Source organism: Pseudofrankia saprophytica (assembly GCF_000235425.2).
In the GTDB taxonomy this organism is placed as follows: Bacteria; Actinomycetota; Actinomycetes; order Frankiales; family Frankiaceae; genus Pseudofrankia; species Pseudofrankia saprophytica.
On record NZ_KI912266.1, the window covers coordinates 2,217,416 to 2,234,978 of the forward strand.

17 protein-coding genes are annotated in these 17,563 nt (G+C 72.6%); 7 read left to right on the forward strand and 10 right to left on the reverse strand.

Annotated elements, in window-relative coordinates; translation table 11 throughout:
• Positions 1-73: 73 nt before the first annotated feature.
• From FRCN3DRAFT_RS0209245 to FRCN3DRAFT_RS0209275, 7 genes are all read right to left on the reverse strand, one after another.
• Entirely contained in the window at positions 74-1,687 is a 1,614-nt protein-coding gene (locus FRCN3DRAFT_RS0209245) for an allophanate hydrolase (protein ID WP_007514957.1), read from the reverse strand.
• 6 nt (positions 1,688-1,693) lie between these two features.
• Complete coding sequence (gene biuH / locus FRCN3DRAFT_RS0209250) at positions 1,694-2,407, reverse strand: biuret amidohydrolase (RefSeq protein WP_007514958.1); 714 nt, start codon at positions 2,405-2,407, stop codon at positions 1,694-1,696.
• 164 nt (positions 2,408-2,571) lie between these two features.
• The gene (locus FRCN3DRAFT_RS0209255) at positions 2,572-3,744 is read right to left on the reverse strand and encodes a BMP family ABC transporter substrate-binding protein (RefSeq protein WP_007514960.1); all 1,173 of its coding nucleotides are present in this window, start codon (positions 3,742-3,744) and stop codon (positions 2,572-2,574) included.
• 241 nt (positions 3,745-3,985) lie between these two features.
• Positions 3,986-4,903 (reverse strand): ABC transporter permease, encoded by a 918-nt coding sequence (locus tag FRCN3DRAFT_RS0209260; RefSeq protein ID WP_007514961.1) that lies wholly within the window; start codon positions 4,901-4,903, stop codon positions 3,986-3,988.
• On the reverse strand, positions 4,900-6,084 hold the full coding sequence (locus FRCN3DRAFT_RS0209265) for an ABC transporter permease (protein ID WP_007514962.1): 1,185 nt from the start codon (positions 6,082-6,084) through the stop codon (positions 4,900-4,902). Before FRCN3DRAFT_RS0209265 ends, FRCN3DRAFT_RS0209260 begins: the two co-directional genes overlap by 4 nt.
• Entirely contained in the window at positions 6,081-7,715 is a 1,635-nt protein-coding gene (locus FRCN3DRAFT_RS0209270) for an ABC transporter ATP-binding protein (protein WP_007514963.1), read from the reverse strand. The genes FRCN3DRAFT_RS0209265 and FRCN3DRAFT_RS0209270 overlap by 4 nt, the downstream gene beginning before the upstream one ends.
• Before the next feature lie 531 nt (positions 7,716-8,246).
• Entirely contained in the window at positions 8,247-9,056 is an 810-nt protein-coding gene (locus FRCN3DRAFT_RS0209275) for a GntR family transcriptional regulator (protein WP_083401755.1), read from the reverse strand.
• Between the two features lie 346 nt (positions 9,057-9,402).
• Between FRCN3DRAFT_RS0209275 and FRCN3DRAFT_RS43545 the strand changes: the two genes are divergently transcribed.
• Positions 9,403-10,224: an alpha/beta fold hydrolase gene (locus FRCN3DRAFT_RS43545; RefSeq protein WP_007514965.1), complete on the forward strand. Its 822-nt coding sequence runs from the start codon at positions 9,403-9,405 to the stop codon at positions 10,222-10,224.
• Positions 10,225-10,329: 105 nt separating this feature from the next.
• Here the strand turns inward: FRCN3DRAFT_RS43545 and FRCN3DRAFT_RS53950 are convergent, their stop codons facing one another.
• Positions 10,330-10,563, reverse strand: coding sequence for a hypothetical protein (locus FRCN3DRAFT_RS53950; protein WP_007514966.1), 234 nt, complete (start codon positions 10,561-10,563; stop codon positions 10,330-10,332).
• Positions 10,564-10,718: 155 nt separating this feature from the next.
• Between FRCN3DRAFT_RS53950 and FRCN3DRAFT_RS0209290 the strand changes: the two genes are divergently transcribed.
• Positions 10,719-10,949, forward strand: a complete 231-nt coding sequence (locus FRCN3DRAFT_RS0209290; RefSeq protein ID WP_007514967.1) for a hypothetical protein — start codon at positions 10,719-10,721, stop codon at positions 10,947-10,949.
• A 347-nt stretch (positions 10,950-11,296) separates the two neighbouring features.
• Here the strand turns inward: FRCN3DRAFT_RS0209290 and FRCN3DRAFT_RS0209295 are convergent, their stop codons facing one another.
• Positions 11,297-11,665 (reverse strand): FmdB family zinc ribbon protein, encoded by a 369-nt coding sequence (locus tag FRCN3DRAFT_RS0209295; RefSeq protein ID WP_007514968.1) that lies wholly within the window; start codon positions 11,663-11,665, stop codon positions 11,297-11,299.
• A 104-nt stretch (positions 11,666-11,769) separates the two neighbouring features.
• On the reverse strand, positions 11,770-12,426 hold the full coding sequence (locus tag FRCN3DRAFT_RS0209300; protein ID WP_007514970.1) for a 5-formyltetrahydrofolate cyclo-ligase: 657 nt from the start codon (positions 12,424-12,426) through the stop codon (positions 11,770-11,772).
• Between the two features lie 226 nt (positions 12,427-12,652).
• On the opposite strand from FRCN3DRAFT_RS0209300, the gene FRCN3DRAFT_RS0209305 reads away from it, so the two are divergent.
• From FRCN3DRAFT_RS0209305 to FRCN3DRAFT_RS0209325, 5 genes are all read left to right on the forward strand, one after another.
• Positions 12,653-13,573, forward strand: a complete 921-nt coding sequence (locus FRCN3DRAFT_RS0209305; RefSeq protein ID WP_027140399.1) for a UTP--glucose-1-phosphate uridylyltransferase — start codon at positions 12,653-12,655, stop codon at positions 13,571-13,573.
• A 519-nt stretch (positions 13,574-14,092) separates the two neighbouring features.
• The gene (gene glp, locus FRCN3DRAFT_RS0209310; protein WP_007514972.1) at positions 14,093-15,364 is read left to right on the forward strand and encodes a molybdotransferase-like divisome protein Glp; all 1,272 of its coding nucleotides are present in this window, start codon (positions 14,093-14,095) and stop codon (positions 15,362-15,364) included.
• Positions 15,365-15,958 carry a cyclic pyranopterin monophosphate synthase MoaC gene (moaC, locus tag FRCN3DRAFT_RS0209315; RefSeq protein ID WP_007514973.1) on the forward strand — a complete coding sequence of 198 codons (594 nt, stop codon included), beginning with the start codon at positions 15,365-15,367 and terminating at the stop codon, positions 15,956-15,958.
• The gene (locus FRCN3DRAFT_RS43550; RefSeq protein WP_007514974.1) at positions 15,955-16,602 is read left to right on the forward strand and encodes a MogA/MoaB family molybdenum cofactor biosynthesis protein; all 648 of its coding nucleotides are present in this window, start codon (positions 15,955-15,957) and stop codon (positions 16,600-16,602) included. Before moaC ends, FRCN3DRAFT_RS43550 begins: the two co-directional genes overlap by 4 nt.
• Positions 16,599-17,231 carry a GNAT family N-acetyltransferase gene (locus FRCN3DRAFT_RS0209325; RefSeq protein WP_007514975.1) on the forward strand — a complete coding sequence of 211 codons (633 nt, stop codon included), beginning with the start codon at positions 16,599-16,601 and terminating at the stop codon, positions 17,229-17,231. Before FRCN3DRAFT_RS43550 ends, FRCN3DRAFT_RS0209325 begins: the two co-directional genes overlap by 4 nt.
• Positions 17,232-17,563: the final 332 nt, after the last annotated feature.

Here is a 17,563-nt window from a genome sequence, read left to right on the forward strand (position 1 = left end):
GCCCGCAGCCCCGCGCCTGGTGGGAGCCCGGCTGGACGGCCGAGATCTGGACGGCCGGGGCGTCAGGAACGGACTAGACGGGCGATGGCGGCGGTGCCGAGACGAGCGGGAAGGTACCCAGCCCAGGGGCCAGGCCCGAACGGTCGTGCAGCGCGGCGCCGACGGCGGCCAGGCGGGCGTCCGATCCGGCCGGGCCGATCAGGCTCACACCGTAGGGGAGACCGGCGGCGAAACCGGCCGGGACCGCGACCGCCGCGAGATCCAGCAGGTTCACGAACGTCGTGTACCGGCCGAGGCGGGCGTTGCGCCGGATCGGGTCGGCCAGCATGTCCGCGACGGAGAACGTCCGCGGCACGGTCGGCAGCAGCAGCGCGTCGGCCGCCCGCCACGCCGCCTCGGTCTGGCGGCGCAGCGTCCGCAGCCGTTCGAAGCCGGTGAAGACGTCGACGCCGCTGACCCGCGCGCCGGGCGCGAGCAGCTCGGCGACGACCGGGTGGACGGCGTCCGGGTGCTCCTCGAGGAAGTCGCCGACCGCGGCGTAGCGCTCGGCGAGCCACGGGCCCTCGTAGAGCATGGTTCCGGCCTCGAGGAACGGCGCGAGGTCGATCTCGACCAGCTCGGCGCCCAGGTCGGTGAGCAGGTCGAGCGCCCGCGCGAACACCGCCTGGACCGCGTCGTCGCAGTCGGCGGCCACCAGCGCCGCGGCCGGGATCCCCAGCCGGACGGGTGGCGCGCCCAACCCCCCGAGACCGGGCGCGCCACCCGTCGCGTTGTCGTCCGCCACGTCGTCGTCCGCCGGGTGGTCGTCCTCGCCGCTCCAGGAGACCCGGCCTGGCGTCGGCGGGGGAAAACGGCGCGACCAGGGGTCGTGTTCGTCGAAGCCGCTGATGACGTCCAGCACGAGCGTGCCGTCGGCGACCGACAGCGCCGAGACCGCCGGGCAGTCCAGCGACCGGCAGGCGGGCACGACGCCGCGGGAGCTGACCAGCCCGCGCGACGGCTTGATGCCGACGGTGTTCGTCAGTGCGGCCGGTACCCGGCCGGAGCCGGCCGTGTCGGTGCCGATGGCGAACGTGACCAGGCCGGCCCCGACCGCCACCCCCGAGCCGGAGCTGGACCCGCCGGCGATCATGGCCGGGTCGAACGGCGAGGTGGGGATGCCGTAGGGGCTGCGCACCCCGGACAGACCGGTGGCGAACTGGTCGAGGTTGGTCTTGCCGACGCAGACGGCGCCGGCGGCGAGCAGCGCGTCGACCAGCGGCGCGCCGGCGGTGGCCGGGTAGGCGAAGCCTGGGCAGGCGGCCGTCGTCGGCATCCCGGCCACGTCGATGTTGTCCTTCACCGCGAACGGCAGGCCGAACAGCGGCGGGAGGTCGCCACCGGACGCCGTCCCGATCAGGGAGGTTCGGAGCACGTCGAGCTCCGCCGCCCTGGCGAGCAGGTCGGCGCGGTCCGCGACGTGGATCCAGACGCCGTCGTCGCCGCGGGCGGTGATGGCCGCCAGCACCGCCTCGACGACGTCGATCACCCGCAGCCGCCCCGAGAGGTAGGCGTCGCGCAGCACGGCGGCCTGCAGGTCGAGCGGCCCTGGCGGGAGCGCCGGCGCTGTCGCCGGCTCGGAGGCTGGAACTGGGGGTTGGACTTCGGGCTGTGTCAGGGCTTCGGGTTCGGGGAAGGTACTGACCATCGCCGGTCAGCCGGCGACCGGGGCGGCCACGGTGGCCAGCAGCGCGTCCGAGGTGGCGACCGAGCCGAAGACACCGCCCTGCATCTTGACCATGTTGAGGGCGGCCTCGTAGTTGCCGTAGTCGGTCGCGCCGGTGCAGTCGGAAAGCAGCAGGCACTCGTAGCCGCGGTCGTTGGCGTCACGCATCGTAGTGTGCACGCACACGTCGGTGGTGATGCCGGTCAGGATGATGTGGGTGATGCCGGCGCGCGCCAGGATCAGGTTCAGGTCGGTGGCGTAGAACGAGCCCTTGCCCGGCTTGTCGATGACGACCTCGCCGGGCAGCGGGGCGACTTCGGGGACGATCTCCCAGCCGGGCTCGCCGCGGGTGAGGATGCGGCCCTGCGGACCCTCGTCGCCGATGCCGGCGCCGATCCGCTTCGAGCGCCACAGCTTGTTCGGCGGGCAGTCGGACAGGTCGGGGCGGTGGCCCTCGCGGGTGTGCACGATGAAGAACCCGAGCGGCCGCAGCGCCTCGAGCAGTCGCGCCGTCGGGGCGAGCCCCGCCCTGGTGAGCTCCAGGTCGTAGCCCATGGTGTCGACGTAGCCGCCCTTGCCGCAGAAGTCGACCTGCCAGTCGATGTTGATCACGGCGGTGGTGGCGGGGGAGAAAGACCCGTTGTACGGCCAGTCGTACGGGTCCGCCTCCACGGTGGCGAAGGTGACGTCGTTGGCGGTCATCGTGGTCCTACCTTCCGGATTCCCCGAACTGCTGGCATAGGTCGATGGCCCGCTTTCCCCGCCGATTCCGTCCGGCCCGGCACCAAGGTCGAAGCTATGGCGCCAGGGCCAGCGGAATCGGCGGGGAAGCGAGGCGGAGAGTCAGGTCGTGCGATTGGTCGTGTCTAGGACTTGGGAAGCTCCCCGACGACGCCGTCGACGAAGTAGTCGATGGTGTCGAGGGTCGCATAGTCCGGGACGGTGCCGGCCGGGATGCGGACCTTGCCCTCCTGGTCGGTGATCGGGCCCTTGAACGGCGAGCCGTCCGTCGCCGAGATCGCCGTCTTGGCCTTCGTGATGGCGTCCTTCGTGTCCTGGGTGACGGACGGCCCGAACTTCGACTGGACGAACGGGTTCTCACCGTTCTTGTAGCCGACCCGGTAGTTCGCGTTGTACTTGCTACCGGTGAAGCTCCCGGCCAGCGACGTCTTCACGATGTCGGTGTAGAGCGGGCCCCAGGCCCACTCGGAGCCGGTGAGCCAGCCCTTCGGCGCGAGCGCCGAGGCGTCCGCGTGGTAGCCCACGGTGAATGCTCCGCCGGCCTCGGTCGCCTTGATGACGGTGCCGGTGCAGTCCTGGTGCTGGGTGATGACGTCGACGCCCTGGGAGAGCAGGCTCTGCGTGGCCTGGGCCTGCTTGGCCGGGTCGCACCAGTTGGAGGTGTTGACGGTGTAGGTCTTCGCGTCCGGGTTGACCGACTTCGCGCCGAGCTCGAAGGCGTCGATGTTCGCGATCGTCTGCGGGATCGGGAACGCGTAGACGTAGCCCAGCTTGTTGGACTTCGTCGCCTTCCCGGCGGCGATGCCGGCCAGGTAGACCGGCTCGTAGACCGTGCCGAAGTAGGTGCCGGTGTTCGCCGTGACCTTCCCGTCGGCGATCACGTTGCCCTGCTGGACGACGACGACGTCCGGGTGCGCGGCGGCGACCTTGAGCGCGGCGTCCAGGTGGCCGTAGCTGGTGGCGAAGATGATCTTCGCGCCCTTCTGGATCATGCCTTCCATGACCCGGGCCGCGTTGTCGTCCTCGGGGACGTTCTCCGCGGTGATGACCTGCAGGTCCGGGAAGGCCTTCTTGACCTCCTGGCTGCCCTGGTACGCGGCCTGGTTGTAGCCGTAGTCGTCCTTCGGGCCGACGAAGATGAAGCCGACGGCCTTGCTGTCCTTGCCTGGCACCGATGAGCCGGTGGCGGCGCCGGCGGAGTCGTGGGACGCCGCGCTGCTGCAGCCGGCGGCCGCGATCGCGAGCGCGGAGGCGAGCGCGGTGAACGCCACCGCGACGCGCCGTGAACGGAATCGCATGGTGAAAGGGTCCTTCCCGGTGGAAGTGAGCCGAGGTTCCCGCGGAACGCGGTCGTTTCGGGCAGGGAGGAATGACGCCGCCGGGGGTCAGTGCGGCGCGCACGGGCAGGGAGAGATGGCCGGACGGCCAAAGGGGGGCAGGGGAGGATCCCGGCCGTCCGGCCGATCGGTGAGAAACCGATGCGGGGGCTTTGTGGCCCGCGCGGCGCGGGTCTCGCGCCAGGCGGCGCGGGGTCTCGCGCTAGGCGGCGCGGGTCTCGAAGACGCGGCGCAGTTCGTCGGGCGCGGCGAGCAGCGTGCGCTTGCCCAGCACGGCGAGCACCAGGATCGTCACGACGAACGGGATCGCGTCCAGGGCGAACTGGTTGATGCCGTAGCCGCGAGCCTGCAGCGCGGGCGAGAGCGCGAGCGCCGCGCCGAACAGGTACGAGCCGGCCATGACCCGCAGCGGGTTCCAGGTCGCGAAGATGACCAGCGCCACCGCGATGAAGCCGCGACCGACCGTCATGTTCTCGAACCAGGCGTTCGAGTAGGCGATCGACAGCTGCGCCCCGCCGAGCCCGCACAGCCCGCCGCCGGCGATGACGGAGACGTAGCGCACGGCGTTCGTCGAGTAGCCGTGGACGAGCAGCACCTCGGAGTGCTCGCCGGCGGTGCGGATCAGCAGGCCGACCCGGCTCTTGTAGAGCAGCCACCACACCAGCGGGGCGACCGCGAACGAGAGGTAGGTCAGCGGGTCGTGGTCGAACAGGATCTGGCCGACCCAGGGGATCGACGACAGGCCCGGTACCTTCCACGGGTCGAGCGCGTGGATCTGCCGCCCGACGTAGGCCGCGCCGAACAGGGACGTGAGGCCCAGCGCGAAGAACATCACCGTCAGCCCGGAGGCGAACTGGTTGGCCTTGCGGGCCACCACCAGTACCGCGTGCACGGCGGCGAGCGCCGCGCCGGCGCCCATGCCGGCCAGCACGCCGACCCACGGGCTGCCGGAGGTCGCGGTGGCCGCGTAGGCCGCCAGCGCCCCGCCGAGCATGCTGCCCTCGGTGCCCAGATTGATCACACCCGCGCGCTCGGAGATGGTCTCGCCGAGCCCGGCGTACATGATCGCCGTGCCGCCGCCGACGGCGCCGGCCAGGACGTCGACCACCAGGCTGCTCATCGCGCCTTCCCCCCGCTCTTCTTGCGTGTCGTCCAGCCGAGGACGGCGATGAGCACGAGGCCCATCAGGATGTTCACCGTGGCCGCGGGCAGCGCCGAGTCGAGCTGCAGGCTGTCGCCGGCGACCGTGATGGCCGCGAGCGCGAGCGCCGCGAGCACGACGCTCACCGGGTTGTGCCGCGCGAGCCAGCTCGCGAGGAACGCGATGTAGCCGAAGTTGGTGGTGATGCCGGTGCGCAGCTTGTACTCGACGCCGGCGTAGTGGACCATGCCGCCGAGCCCGGCGAGCGCCCCGCCGACGAGCATCGCCGACAGCAGCAGCAGCGCGACCGGGAGCCCGGCGCGCCGGGCCGCCTCCGGGTTGCCGCCGATCACCCGCAGGCGGAAGCCCCAGGTCGTGTAGCGCAGCAGCAGCCACACGACCGCCGTCGCGATCAGTGCGAACACGATCCCGACGTGGACCGCGGTGGTGCCGATGTAGGGCAGCTTCGCCGTGTCCGCGAGCGGTGCGGTCGTCGGCTGCCCGGTACCGTGCGGGTCCTTCCACGGCGAGTAGATCAGGTAGAGCAGCAGGTCGAGGGCGATGTAGTTCATCAGCAGCGTGCTGACCGCCTCGTTGATGCCGACCGTCAGGCGCAACACCGCGGCGAGCCCCGCCCAGGCCGCCCCGGCCGCCATCGACGCGACGACCATCAGGATCATGACCAGCCCGCCGCCGAGCCGGTCGCCGAGCGAGATGCCGATCCCGCCGGCGGCGACCGCGCCGATCACGATCTGCCCCTCGCCACCGACGTTGACGAGCCCGGCCCTGGCCGGCACCACGACGGCGAGCGCGCCGAGCAGCAGCGGCGCCGCCTTGATGAAGATCTGCTCGATCGACTGCTGGTGGGTGAACGTCGAGGTCCACACGTTGGAGTAGACGCTCGCCGGGTTCGCGCCCTTGAGCAGCAGGAGCACGGTGAAGATCGTGATCGCGCCGGCGAGCGCGGCCGCCCACCGGGCCACCCCGCGGCCGATCCCGGTCAGCCGGCTCTCGACGGCCGGCATGACCGGTGCCGCGGACGCACCCGGAGTCCCGGGGGCGACCGGTACCTCGGGAGCAAGGGTCGCCGTCGCCACGGCGCCCGTCCCGCCCGCCGCGTCCTCCGGCGCGAACTGCGCCGGAATGGTCGTGTCGCTCATGCCCCTTCGTCCCCCTCTGACGTCGGGCCGCCCGCCGGCGCGTCGGCCGTCGCCGTCTCGGCCGCGGCGGTCTGCTCCGTGGGACCAGGCGCGCCCGTCATCAGGGCGCCGAGCTCCTGGCGGTTCGTGGTCGCCGCCGGCACGACGCCGGTGAGCCGGCCGGCGCAGAACACCGCGATCCGGTCCGCGACCGACATCAGCTCGTCGAGGTCCTCGGAGACCACCAGCAGCCCGGCGCCGTCGGCGCGGCGGGCCAGCAGCAGCTCCTGGGTGCGCCGGGTGGTCGCGATGTCCAGGCCCCTGCTCGGGTAGGCGGCGACCACGAGGCTCGCCTCCCGGCCGAGCGCCCGCGAGAGCATCACGCGCTGGATGTTGCCGCCGGACAGGTCGGCGACTCGGCGGTGCGCCGGCGCCATCCGCAGCTTGACCCGGTCGTTGATCTCCGTCGTGTGCCTGCCGATCCGGCGCCAGTCCACGCCGATCCGGCGCAGGAAGGCCCGCAGGTTGCCCAGGGCCATGTGCTCGAGCACGGTCAGCGTCGGGACGACGGCGTCGTTCACCGGGTCCTCCGGCACGTCGACGGCGCCGGCGGTGATCCCCGCGGTCGGGCCGCCGCGGCCGAGCTCCTGGCCGCTCACCCGGACGGTGCCGGCCGACGTCGGCCGGGCGCCGACGGCGACCTCGCACAGCTCCCGCTGCCCGCTGCCGGCCACGCCGGCCACACCGACGATCTCGCCCGGCTGGACGGTCAGGGTGACCTCGTGCAGCGCGGTGACCCCGCGGTCGCCGAGCGCGCTCACCCCGACCAGTTCGAGCGCCGGCGGCGCCTCCGAGGCGACCGTCGGCCGTTCCGCCGGCAGGGGCGCCACCGTCTGCCCGACCATCGCCTCGACCAGCTCGGCGTCGGTCATCGGCTTCGGGTCGACGCCGCCCAGCACGACCCGCCCGCCGCGCAGCACCGTCACCCGGTCGGCGATGGCCCGCACCTCGGCCAGCTTGTGGGTGACGATCACGACGCCGAAGCCCTGCGCCTTCAGGCCGTTCACCATCGCGAACAGCGCGTCAACCTCGGACGGCGCGAGCACGCTCGTCGGCTCGTCGAGGATGACGATCCGGGCGCCCGTCATCAGCACCTTGAGGATCTCGGTGCGCTGACGCTCGCCGATCGACAGGTGGCGCACCAGCGCCGTCGGGTCGACGGCCAGCCCGTAGGACTCGCTCGCCTCGGCGATGCGCCGGCGCAGTTCGCCATGGCGCAGCGTGAGCCCGGTCCTGGCCAGCGCCAGCGCGTAGTTCTCGGTCACGGTGAACGCGGGCACCAGCCGCAGGTCCTGGAAGACCATGCCGATGCCGAGGGCGCGGGCCTGTGTGGGCGAGCCGACGGCAACCTGCTCGCCGGCCACCCGCATCTCGCCGGAGTCCGGCCGGTACATGCCGTAGACCAGCTTGAGCAGGGTGGACTTTCCGGCGCCGTTCTCACCGATGAGGGCGTGCACCTCACCCGGTCGAACGTCGAAGCTCACGTCCGTGTTGGCGAGCACCTCGCCGAACCGCTTGGTGAAGCCGGTGACGGCGAGCAGCGGCTCGGCGGTGGTGGTCGCGCCGGGCGCTTCGACGGTCACCGTGGACATGGCATGCCCGCGGGTATTGCCGGGATCGACGGCCGCCGGGTGTGCGAAAGAAGATCATTTTCGCATACCCTTTGGCCCTGTGTTGCCGGGATCGACGGCCGCCGGGTGTGCGAAAGAAGATCATTTTCGCACACCCTTTGGCCCTGTGTTGCCGGGATCGACGGCCGCCGGGTGTGCGAAAGAAGATCATTTTCGCACACCCTTTGGCCCTGCGTGGCTCCGGGCGCGCGCCCGGACAGTTCTGACATCGCGGCCTTCCGGTTCCTCGGCCCGGGAGGATGCGTCCTCGTCGGGCCCGTCGGGCGGTGCTGGATCTGTGCCTTCGAGGGCATGCTCGAAGGCACGAAGGAAGGGTGGACAAAAGCGCGCGTGACAATGGCGATGTCTTGTGCGCGGAGTCCGGGTGACCCGTCCTTCGGCAACGCCCGACCGTCCGGCCGCGTGGGCCCGCCGCGCGCGGCACCGGCGAAGACGGTCAGCGGGAGAGCTGTCTCCCGCGGGCCGACGACGGCGGCGAGCGGCGTGGCGGTGTCACGGGCCTTGGCGCGGTGAGCGGCCTCGGCGGAGCACCATCTGGGTAATTGCGCGGGCGGCCCGCTTCTCCACGACCTCCATCGACTCGCCGACATGGCTGCGCAGCTTGCGCACCGCGTCGGGCAGGTCGCCGGTGAGCACGGTCTCGACGATGCCGAGATGCTGCTCGATGGTGAGAAGGATGCGGTCCTCGGTGAGGAAGTCGTGCATGCGGACGGGCCGGATCCTGGCGTTTATGGCGTCGAGCAGGCTGGCCAGCTCGAGGTTGCCGGACGCCCGGGAAAGCGTGAGGTGGAAGTCCTCGTCGAGGGCGACGAAGGAGGGGTCAGGGTCGGGAGGCGCCGTACGCAGGGCCCGCCAGCTGTCGCGCAACGGTTCCAGGAGTGCGGCCTCGTGCGGGACACCGGACTCCAGTGCCCTTTCCAGGCCGCGCAGCTCCAGCACCACCCGGATCTCGTAGAGGTCGCGCAGGCCGGTGAGGTCGGGCTCCGCCGGGTAGTAGCCCCCGTCCTGCCGTTTCTCGACCAGGCCGTCGCCCGCCAGCCGGGTGAGCGCCTCCCGCACCGGTGTTCGCGAGACACCGAGCAGTGCGGCGAGCCGTTCCTCGGTCAGTCGGTCGCGGAAGGAGAACTCGCCCTCCATCAGCCGCTGGCGCAGGGCGACGTAGGCGTGCTCGCGCAGGTTTCCGACCGGCACGGTCCTGGCCGGCGACCGGCGCGCCACGGTGCGCGGCTGCGCGCCCGGTGGCTGCGCCCCCGGCGGCCGTGCTGCGGGCGGCTGCGCTGTCGGCGGCTGCGTCGGTGTCATGCAGCCGAGCATCCGCCATGGGCCACAGCCGTGTCCCAGGCCCCCACCCGATCCTGGCCCTGAGCGGGCACGACGCTGAGCATGGTCGTACCTCCTAGGGCGGACGGCGGTCGGCGGCCGGCAGTGAACCTGGCCGTGGCGGGGAAGGGAGGGTGGCGCGCCAGGGCGGCGGACGGGCGGTGCCAGACACCTCGCGACCTCCTTCCCCCTCTGAATACGAGCCTGTATACAGGCTCGTGTACATGCAGGTGACGGTAGAGATTCGCGTGTTTCGGATCAACGCGCCGCTTGTTACGTTCCTGGGTCGCGGCCGCCGCCGCCGGCCGCCCGCGGCCGTGGCGGACCGATGATGGCGGCCGGACCGCCGGACCGGGCGCGGCGGCTGGACCGGGCGCGGCGGCTGGCCGGCGACCACGCCATCACGATGGAGGTGACCGCGACGATGAGGACGGCTGAGCCGGCGCCCGCGCCGTCGTTCCTGCTGCTGCACGGGGCGGCGACGACCGGCGCCATCTGGGCCGGGGTGCGCCGGGAGCTGGGGGAGCGCCAGGTGCTGGCCCCCGACCGGCCGTCCACTGGCGATCTCGCGCGGGAGCTGGCCGCGGTGCGCGCCGCCGTCGAGCACGCCGGACGGCTCGGCGTCCCGGTGCCCGCCCCGGCGAGGCCCAAGGCCTCAGAGCTCGAGGCGGCGCGGACGGTGGTGTTCGGCGGGGTGAGCGGTGGGGCGACCCTGGGCCTGGCCGCGCTGGCGGCCGGGGTACCGATCGGGGCCGCGGTGCTGCACGAGCCGGCCGTCGGGTCGCTGCTGCCCGGCCTGCTCGCGCCCATGGCGGCCGCGTTCGAGACCGGCGGGGTGGCGGCCTTTGGGCGGACGCTCTACGGGGATCGCTGGCGGCCGTCGGACGCGCCGCTCGACCCGGGCGCGGTCGCGCGCGACCTGGCGATGTTCCTGCGCTTCGAGCCGGCCGCGCCGGGGCCGACGCCCGGCCCGGTGATCGTCACGGTCGGTGAGCGTTCCCCGGACGTCCGCCACCGCGCCGCCGAGCTGTTGCGGCGCGAGCTGGGCGTGACGGTTCGGGTGCTTGCCGACTGCGGCCACGCGGCCCACCTGGAGGCGCCGGCCGAGTTCGCCGCGCGGCTCCTGGATGCCGCGGGAAATCTGCGCTGACGACGACAGTCCTTCCAGCCCTTCCCACGCGGCCCCTCAGTGATCCAGACGACAATGGCCTCCGGGTGCGCGAAAGAAGATCATTTTCGCACACCCTTTGGCCCTCTAGTCGACGTGGTGCGGGGGCACGTCCGCCAGCAGGCGGGCGAGGTTGTCGCCCCCACCGCGCAGCGAGTCCTCGGGGTCGACGCCCTGCGCGGGCTCGCGTTCCCAGTCAAGGTCGAGGTGACGCCGCGCCACCCGCGGTGCTGACGGCGCGGGAAGAGCGGGCGGCGCGGAAGCGTCCGCCGGAATCCCGTCCTCCGTTCGGCCATCCTTGGGCAGGCTTTCGCTTGTCATGGTTCGATCCTGCTCCCTGTGCGTGTGCTCGGGCTCGGTGCGTGGTGCCAGTCGCCTCCGGTTCGCTCGCGCGATGAGGACCGGATTCATCCGCAACTTATCGCTGGAAAGCAAAACAGCCCTAGTGTCTATCTTGCGCGAGCAAAGTGGCTACGATGTCCGCCGTGGACGACGGTGAGCAGTTGGTCGGTATCGGGGACATCGCGTTCCAGCTCAAGATCACGCGTCAGGCGGTGGACTACTGGACTCGTAAGGACCCAAAGTTCCCCGACCCCTTGCAGGTCATCAACGCACCCGCGGGCAGTGGGGCCAAAGGAACTCGGGTCTGGCGCAAGCGAGAGGTCGATGCGTGGATCATCGATCACTACCGAAGGCGCAAGTCGTAGCGGTCCGGACCGTCAAACGCCTGGCGCTTCACCCGTTGGTGGCGTCCGGGTTGTCTTCCGCCGACGCTTTGATGGCACTGGGTGCCTTATTGCTGCCGGTTAAACGGAACGTCCGTTACCAAACTGGGCTAGATAGGCCGCATCGCCCTTCCTCGCCGATTGACCGGTCGGTCCGCGCGTACGGGGCGCCAATCGGAGACCAGTCAGCAGGGAGACCAGTCGGCAGGGAGACCAGTCGGCAGGGGTCCCATCAACAGGGGTCCCGTCAGCAGAGGGTCCCGCCCCGATCGGGGCGGGACCCTGGCGCGACCGTGGCGGAGGCGCGGAGCCGGGCGGCAGCGGCGAGGTCAGGCGGCGTTGGCCGCGCTGCCACCACCGCTGGCGGACGAGGAGGAGGCACTCGAGGCGGCCGGCGTCGCGGTGGACTTCGCCGCGTCCGAGCTCGTGCTCTTGCCGCCGCTGTCCGCCGCGGTCTCCTTGCCGCCGCCCTCGGCCGCGGCCTCCTTGGTGCGCTGCGCCGGCGCGGTCGCGGACGACCCCGAGCGGCTGTCGGTCTTGTAGAACCCGCTGCCCTTGAACACCAGGCCAACCGAGCTGAAGACCTTGCGCAGCCGACCCTGGCAGACCGGGCACTCGGTCAGCGCGGCGTCGCTGAAGCTCTGCACGGCCTCCAGGTCATTGCCGCAGGCGGTGCAGCGGTACTGGTACGTCGGCACGGTCTCCTCCCCAGGAGTTGGCACTCGACAGTAACGACTGCCAACTGTAACCGGTTGGCCGGCGTCACGTTCCCGCCGGAGCCAGCGAACGGGTATCCGAACCGTCACACCGGTCCGCGGCGTACGACCTGGGTGGGCGTCACGATGACGGAGACAGACAGGTCGTGCGCGTCGACGGGCACGCTGTCCACGATAGCGAGGTCGTCGACGACGGCGACCAGCGTCGCCTCGGGACGGACCCGGCGCAGGGCGCGGTCGTAGGAACCGCCGCCACGGCCCAGGCGGCGGCCGTGCCGGTCGACGGCGACCGCCGGGACGAGCACGACGTCCGCGGCCGCGAGCTCGACGGCCGGCGCCGCAGGGGGTGGCTCTCGCGTGCCCAGCGCTCCCGGGACGAGGGCGCCGGTGAACTCGCGGAAGTCGAGGTCGAGATCCTCCCGGACCGCCGGCAGCAGCACCCGGGCGCCGCGGGCGCGCAGGGCCGCCAGCAACGGTCGCGTGTCGGGCTCGCCCGGCAGGCCGACGAACGCCGCCACCCAGACCGCGTTGGTGACCTCGGGCAGGGCGAGCACCCGGCCCGCGATCCCGGCGCCGCCGGCCCGGGCGGTCCGTGGTCCGGTGCCCGCCGACGGACCGAGCCTGGCGTCGGGCGCCGGCCGTGGCTCGGCGCCGCTCCGGCGTGCCGCGACCAGCCGACGAAGCTCCGCCTTCGCGTGGGCCGTCAGGTCGGCGCCGTCCAGCGCCCTGCCCCACTCCGACACGGGTCAAGACTGCCCGAAGACGGTGCCTGACGGGAGGCGTCGGCGCATGCGGATCACCGGCGCCCACGGCGGCGGTCAGAACGAAGGCATGGCCGTCGGTCGACGCGCTCCTGGTGGCCGGCCGCCCGTCGGCCACCGGACGGCAACCTCGCGGACGGTGTGGTGTTTACCGAGCCGTGCGGCCATGGCTGTGCCTCCGACAGTTGGGGCCACTAAGGTTTCGGCTATGCCAGTGACGAAGGCGGTAATTCCGGCTGCGGGCCTCGGGACCCGGTTCCTTCCGGCGACGAAGGCTGTGCCCAAGGAGATGCTGCCCGTCGTCGATCGGCCGGCCATCGAATACGTGGTCGAGGAGGCGTCGCGGGCTGGCCTGCGGGATGTCCTGCTCGTCACGAGTAGGTCGAAGAAGGCCATCGAGGACCACTTTGACCGCGACGCCGAGCTGGAGCTGGTGCTCGAACGCAAGGGCGACGCCACGAGGCTCGAACGGGTCCGTGCCTCGAACGAGCTGGGCGAGGTGCATTCCGTCCGGCAGGGCGCGCCGCGGGGCCTTGGACACGCGGTGCTCTGCGGTGCCGGTCATGTGGGCGACGAGCCGTTCGCCGTGCTGCTCGGCGACGACCTGATCGACGAACGTGACCCGCTCCTGCCGGAGATGCTGGCCGTGCAGGAGCAGTTCGGCGGCAGCGTCGTGGCGCTCATGGAGGTCCCGGAGGAGATGGTCTCGCTGTATGGCGTGGCCACCGTGGACCCGGAGCCGGTGCGGGCCGATGGTCGCTACGAGACGGTGCGGATCCGCGACCTGGTCGAGAAGCCGCCGGTCGCCGAGGCACCGAGCAACCTCGCCATCATCGGGCGCTACGTGCTCTCGCCGGTCGTCTTCGACGTGCTGCGACGCACCGGGCCCGGCCGCGGCGGTGAGATCCAGCTGACCGACGCGCTGCGCGAGCTGGCGATGGCGGCGGACGAGGCCGGCGAGCCGGTGCACGGCGTGGTCTTCACGGGCCGCCGCTACGACACCGGCGACCGGATCGACTATCTGAAGGCGATCATCCGGCTGGCCTGCGAGCGGCCTGACCTCGGCCCCGAGCTCTACCCCTGGCTCGAGGAGTACGTCGCGGGTGGCGGCCCGAAGGCCGACAGCTGACCCGGCATCCCCCAAAAGAGCCGGAGGGGAAGATGCTCGCCGGGCCGTCAGGGCGCGGTGCTTCTTTCCCACTGACCGCCCGCCACTCACTATCGCGGACGGGCGCGCCGCGGCTGGGTAGCCCTGCGTGCCGGAGCCGCGCCGGCCGGGGTCTCGTCAGGAATCGACGGCGGTCGTCGGCGGCGCATACTGGTGACCATGAGTGATTGGCCTGGCGGCGTGGGTCGTGGCCGGGCCGCGCCCGGTGCCTCGATCCGGCGTAGCCCGAGGGTGCCTGTGCACAAACCGGCGGCGATCGCTTGACGCCGGTGGTGTACCGCCGGAACGCTGCGGGGTCTGGGACGTGTGAACGCCAGGCCCGCCGGTCGGCGGCCGGTCGTCGGAGAGGCTGGACGCCGTCGGCCGAGGTGCTCGGCGTCCGGACGTCGGGCCAAGGCTCGTCACAACTCGCGACGGAGGACGCGGGTTGATCGGGCCGTCCGTGGAACGCGTTCCACGGGTTATGGAGGTCAAGCGCCGATGAAGACGGTCGACGAGCATATTTCGGACATTCTGCGCACGGTCGAGGTGTTGCCGGCGAAACGCATTCCCCTGGCCGAGGCCCATGGCTGTGTGCTGGGGGCCGATGTACGGGCGACCATGGCGATTCCCAGGTTCGACAACTCCGCGATGGACGGCTACGCGGTGCGTTCGGCTGATATCGCGGCGGCCTCCGAGCACGCCCCGGTGCGCCTGCCGGTGACCGGGGAGATCGCCGCGGGCGCGGCGCGGCCGGGCGAGGTCGCCGCGGGCACCGCGGTGAGGATCATGACCGGCGCGCCGTTCCCGCCGGGCGCCGACACCGTCGTCCAGGTGGAGTGGACCGACGGCGGCACCGAGACGGTGACCGTCTACCAGCCGGCCCGCCGGGGCCTGCACATCCGCCGCGCCGGCGAGGACGTCGCCCCCGGCACCCTCGTGCTCACCGCCGGGACGCCTCTCGGCGCCGCCCAGATCGGCCTGCTCGCCGCGATCAACATCGCCCGTCCGCCGGTTCACCCGCGCCCGCGAGTCGCGGTGCTGTCCACCGGCAGCGAGCTCGTCGACGTCGGCGAGCGGGTCGGCCCCGGCCAGATCGTTGACTCGAACAGCTACGCGGTCGCCGCGGCGGCCCGCGAGACGGGGGCCGAGGTTCGCCGCCTGATCGGCGTGCCGGACGACCCGGCCCGGTTCGAGGCGGCGCTGCGCGCGGTGCTGCCCATGGTGGACGCGGTCGTCACCACCGGCGGGGTGAGCGTCGGCGCGCACGACATCGTCAAGGAGGTGCTCGCCGCCACCGGCGAGGTCACCTTCGACCGGATCGCGATGCAGCCGGGCAAGCCGCAGGGGTTCGGCGTGATCGACGGTGTGCCGGTCTTCACGCTGCCCGGCAACCCAGTGAGTGCCCTGGTGTCGTTCGAGCTGTTCGTCCGGCCGGCGCTGCGCAGGATGCGCGGACTGGTGGGGCCTGGCCGTCCGCGGCTGATCGTTACCGCCGCCGAGGCTCTGGCCTCGCCCGCCGGGAAGCGCTCCTACTTGCGGGTACGGGTCGGCCGAGGGGAGGACGGTGGCCTGGTCGCGTGGTCGGCCGGCGGCCAGGGATCGCATCAGCTGTCCGCCGCGGCGGGGGCGAACGCGCTGCTGGTCGTCCCCGAGGACGTGACCGAGGTGGAGCCGGGCAAGCCGCTTACCGCCATCCTGCTCGCCACCGACCCGGCGGACGCCCTGCTCGCCGCCGCGGCCGTCACCGACACCCCGGAGATCGACATCTAGATGGCCACCCCGCCGCCTACTCCCCGGCTGACCCATGTCGACGAGACCGGCGCCGCCCGGATGGTCGACGTGTCCGCGAAGGACGTCACCGTTCGCACCGCCACGGCTGGCGGCCGCCTGCTGGTGAGCCCGGCCGTGGTCGAGCTGCTGCGCGGCGAGGGCGTGCCGAAGGGAGACGCGCTGGGCACCGCCCGGATCGCCGGGATCATGGGCGCGAAGCGGACCTCGGAGCTCGTGCCGCTGTGCCATCCGCTCGCGCTGTCCGGGGTGACCGTCGACCTGGCCGTTCGCGACGACGCCGTGGAGATCACCGCCACGGTGCGGACGACCGGCCGTACGGGTGTCGAGATGGAGGCGCTCACCGCGGTCGCGGTGGCCGGCCTCACACTGCACGACATGGTCAAGGCGGTGGACCCGGCGGCGGAGCTCACCGGCGTCCGGCTGCTGGCGAAGTCGGGCGGCCGGCACGGCGACTGGCGCCGCCCGGAGGCGGCGGCCGTTACCGCGACGACCGCCGGCCTTGATAAGAAGGCCAGCATCGATATGAAGGCCGCCACCGCGAAGAAGGACGACGAGGAGCAAGGTCAGCCGTGAGCGGGACCGCTGGGTTGCCGGAAGGCGCGCGGGCCAGCGTCGTCACCGTCTCCGACCGGGCGTTCCGTGGCAGCTACCCGGACCGGTCAGGTCCGGTGCTGGCCGAAGGGCTGGCCGGGATGGGCTTCGCCGTCGACGGCCCGACGGTCGTGCCGGACGAGCGCGCCCAGATCGTCGCGGCGCTGCGGACGGCGATCGCCGCGGGGGCCGACCTGGTCGTCACCACCGGCGGCACCGGGCTCGCGCCGCGCGACGTCACCCCGGAGGCGACGGCCGACGTCATCGAGCGGGCGGTGCCCGGCCTCGCCGAGGCGCTGCGCGCGGCCGGGCAGGCCAAGGTGCCCACCGCGGTGCTCTCCCGCGGGCTCGCCGGCGTCGCCGGCCGGACGCTCGTGGTGAACCTGCCCGGCTCGACCGGTGGCGTGCGCGACGGCCTCGCCGTGCTCGGCCCGGTCGTCGGCCATGCCGTCGACCAGCTGCGCGGTGCCGGCGACCACCAACCCGGCGGCCACCAGCCCAGTGGCCACCAGGCCGGCGGCCACCAGGCCAGTGACCATCAGCCCGGTGGCCGGCAGGTTGGCGGCCCGGGCGTCGACGGTCCCGACGCCGGTGGCGCGGGCGCGGAACCGGCAGCGAGCCCGTGAACGCGCCGGGCTGGCCCGCGCGGCTGGTCGACGGCCCGATCGAGGTGCGCCCGCTGCGGGTCCGCGACGGACCGACCTGGGTCGACATGCGCCGGCGCAACGGCGACTGGCTGGCGCCCTGGGAGGCGACCCCGCCGAGCGTGACGTCCTTCCGGCTCAGCTGGGCGCAGCGCCAGACGCTCAACATCTACAGCCAGATGCTGCGCCGGCTGCGCCAGCAGGCCAGGGCGGGCATCGCTCTGCCGTTCGCGACCTTCTACGGCGGGGCGCTGGTGGGTCAGGTCACGGTGTCGACGATCGTGCGCGGGGCGTTCAACAGCGGGCACGTCGGCTACTGGGTCGACCAGGGGCACGCCGGGCGCGGCATCACGCCGACGGCGCTCGCTCTCGTCGTCGACCACTGTTTCGGGCCCGTCGGACTGCACCGCATAGAGGCGAACGTGCGACCGGAGAACGTGGCGAGCCGTCGCGTGCTGGAGAAGCTGGGATTCCGCGAGGAAGGTATGCACCGGCGCTACCTGGCCATCGACGGCTTCTACCGCGACCACGTCGGTTACGCGCTCACCACGGAGGACGTGCCCGAAGGGCTGCTCAGCCGGTGGCACGCGCTTCGTTCCGCCCGACCCTGACGGCCCGATCCCGACGGCCCGATCCCGACGGCCTGGCCCAGACGGCCAGGGCCAGACGGCCAGGGCCACGCTCCGGCGTGCGCGTTTCGCCCAGCTGGCCTGTGCGCTTCGCCTAGCCGGCCTAGCCGGCCCGCCGGCGTGGTCCTGAGTCGCGAGTCGCGCCGTCGTGACGCGGCGAGAATGCGGCCCGGTCGCCGAGATGCGGCCGCGTGCCGGTCAGGTGGGTACTCAGACGGCGGGTTTCGCGCCCCCGCAGGGGGTGTTGGGGCTCGCGCGCTTGACGAGTGCCAGCTGTTGCGCGACACGCGGGTTGGTGGTCGGTGACCGGACGG

Coding starts and splice junctions, on each gene's coding strand:
- FRCN3DRAFT_RS0209290 (WP_007514967.1), top strand. CDS start 10,719: ATGTCCGCCGTGGACGACGGTGAGCAGTTGGTCGGTATCGGGGACATC.
- FRCN3DRAFT_RS0209275 (WP_083401755.1), bottom strand. CDS start 9,056: ATGACACCGACGCAGCCGCCGACAGCGCAGCCGCCCGCAGCACGGCCG.
- FRCN3DRAFT_RS0209245 (WP_007514957.1), bottom strand. CDS start 1,687: ATGGTCAGTACCTTCCCCGAACCCGAAGCCCTGACACAGCCCGAAGTC.
- FRCN3DRAFT_RS0209270 (WP_007514963.1), bottom strand. CDS start 7,715: ATGTCCACGGTGACCGTCGAAGCGCCCGGCGCGACCACCACCGCCGAG.
- FRCN3DRAFT_RS0209265 (WP_007514962.1), bottom strand. CDS start 6,084: ATGAGCGACACGACCATTCCGGCGCAGTTCGCGCCGGAGGACGCGGCG.
- FRCN3DRAFT_RS0209255 (WP_007514960.1), bottom strand. CDS start 3,744: ATGCGATTCCGTTCACGGCGCGTCGCGGTGGCGTTCACCGCGCTCGCC.
- moaC (WP_007514973.1), top strand. CDS start 15,365: ATGGCCACCCCGCCGCCTACTCCCCGGCTGACCCATGTCGACGAGACC.
- biuH (WP_007514958.1), bottom strand. CDS start 2,407: ATGACCGCCAACGACGTCACCTTCGCCACCGTGGAGGCGGACCCGTAC.
- FRCN3DRAFT_RS0209305 (WP_027140399.1), top strand. CDS start 12,653: ATGCCAGTGACGAAGGCGGTAATTCCGGCTGCGGGCCTCGGGACCCGG.
- FRCN3DRAFT_RS53950 (WP_007514966.1), bottom strand. CDS start 10,563: ATGACAAGCGAAAGCCTGCCCAAGGATGGCCGAACGGAGGACGGGATT.
- FRCN3DRAFT_RS43545 (WP_007514965.1), top strand. CDS start 9,403: ATGATGGCGGCCGGACCGCCGGACCGGGCGCGGCGGCTGGACCGGGCG.
- glp (WP_007514972.1), top strand. CDS start 14,093: ATGAAGACGGTCGACGAGCATATTTCGGACATTCTGCGCACGGTCGAG.
- FRCN3DRAFT_RS0209260 (WP_007514961.1), bottom strand. CDS start 4,903: ATGAGCAGCCTGGTGGTCGACGTCCTGGCCGGCGCCGTCGGCGGCGGC.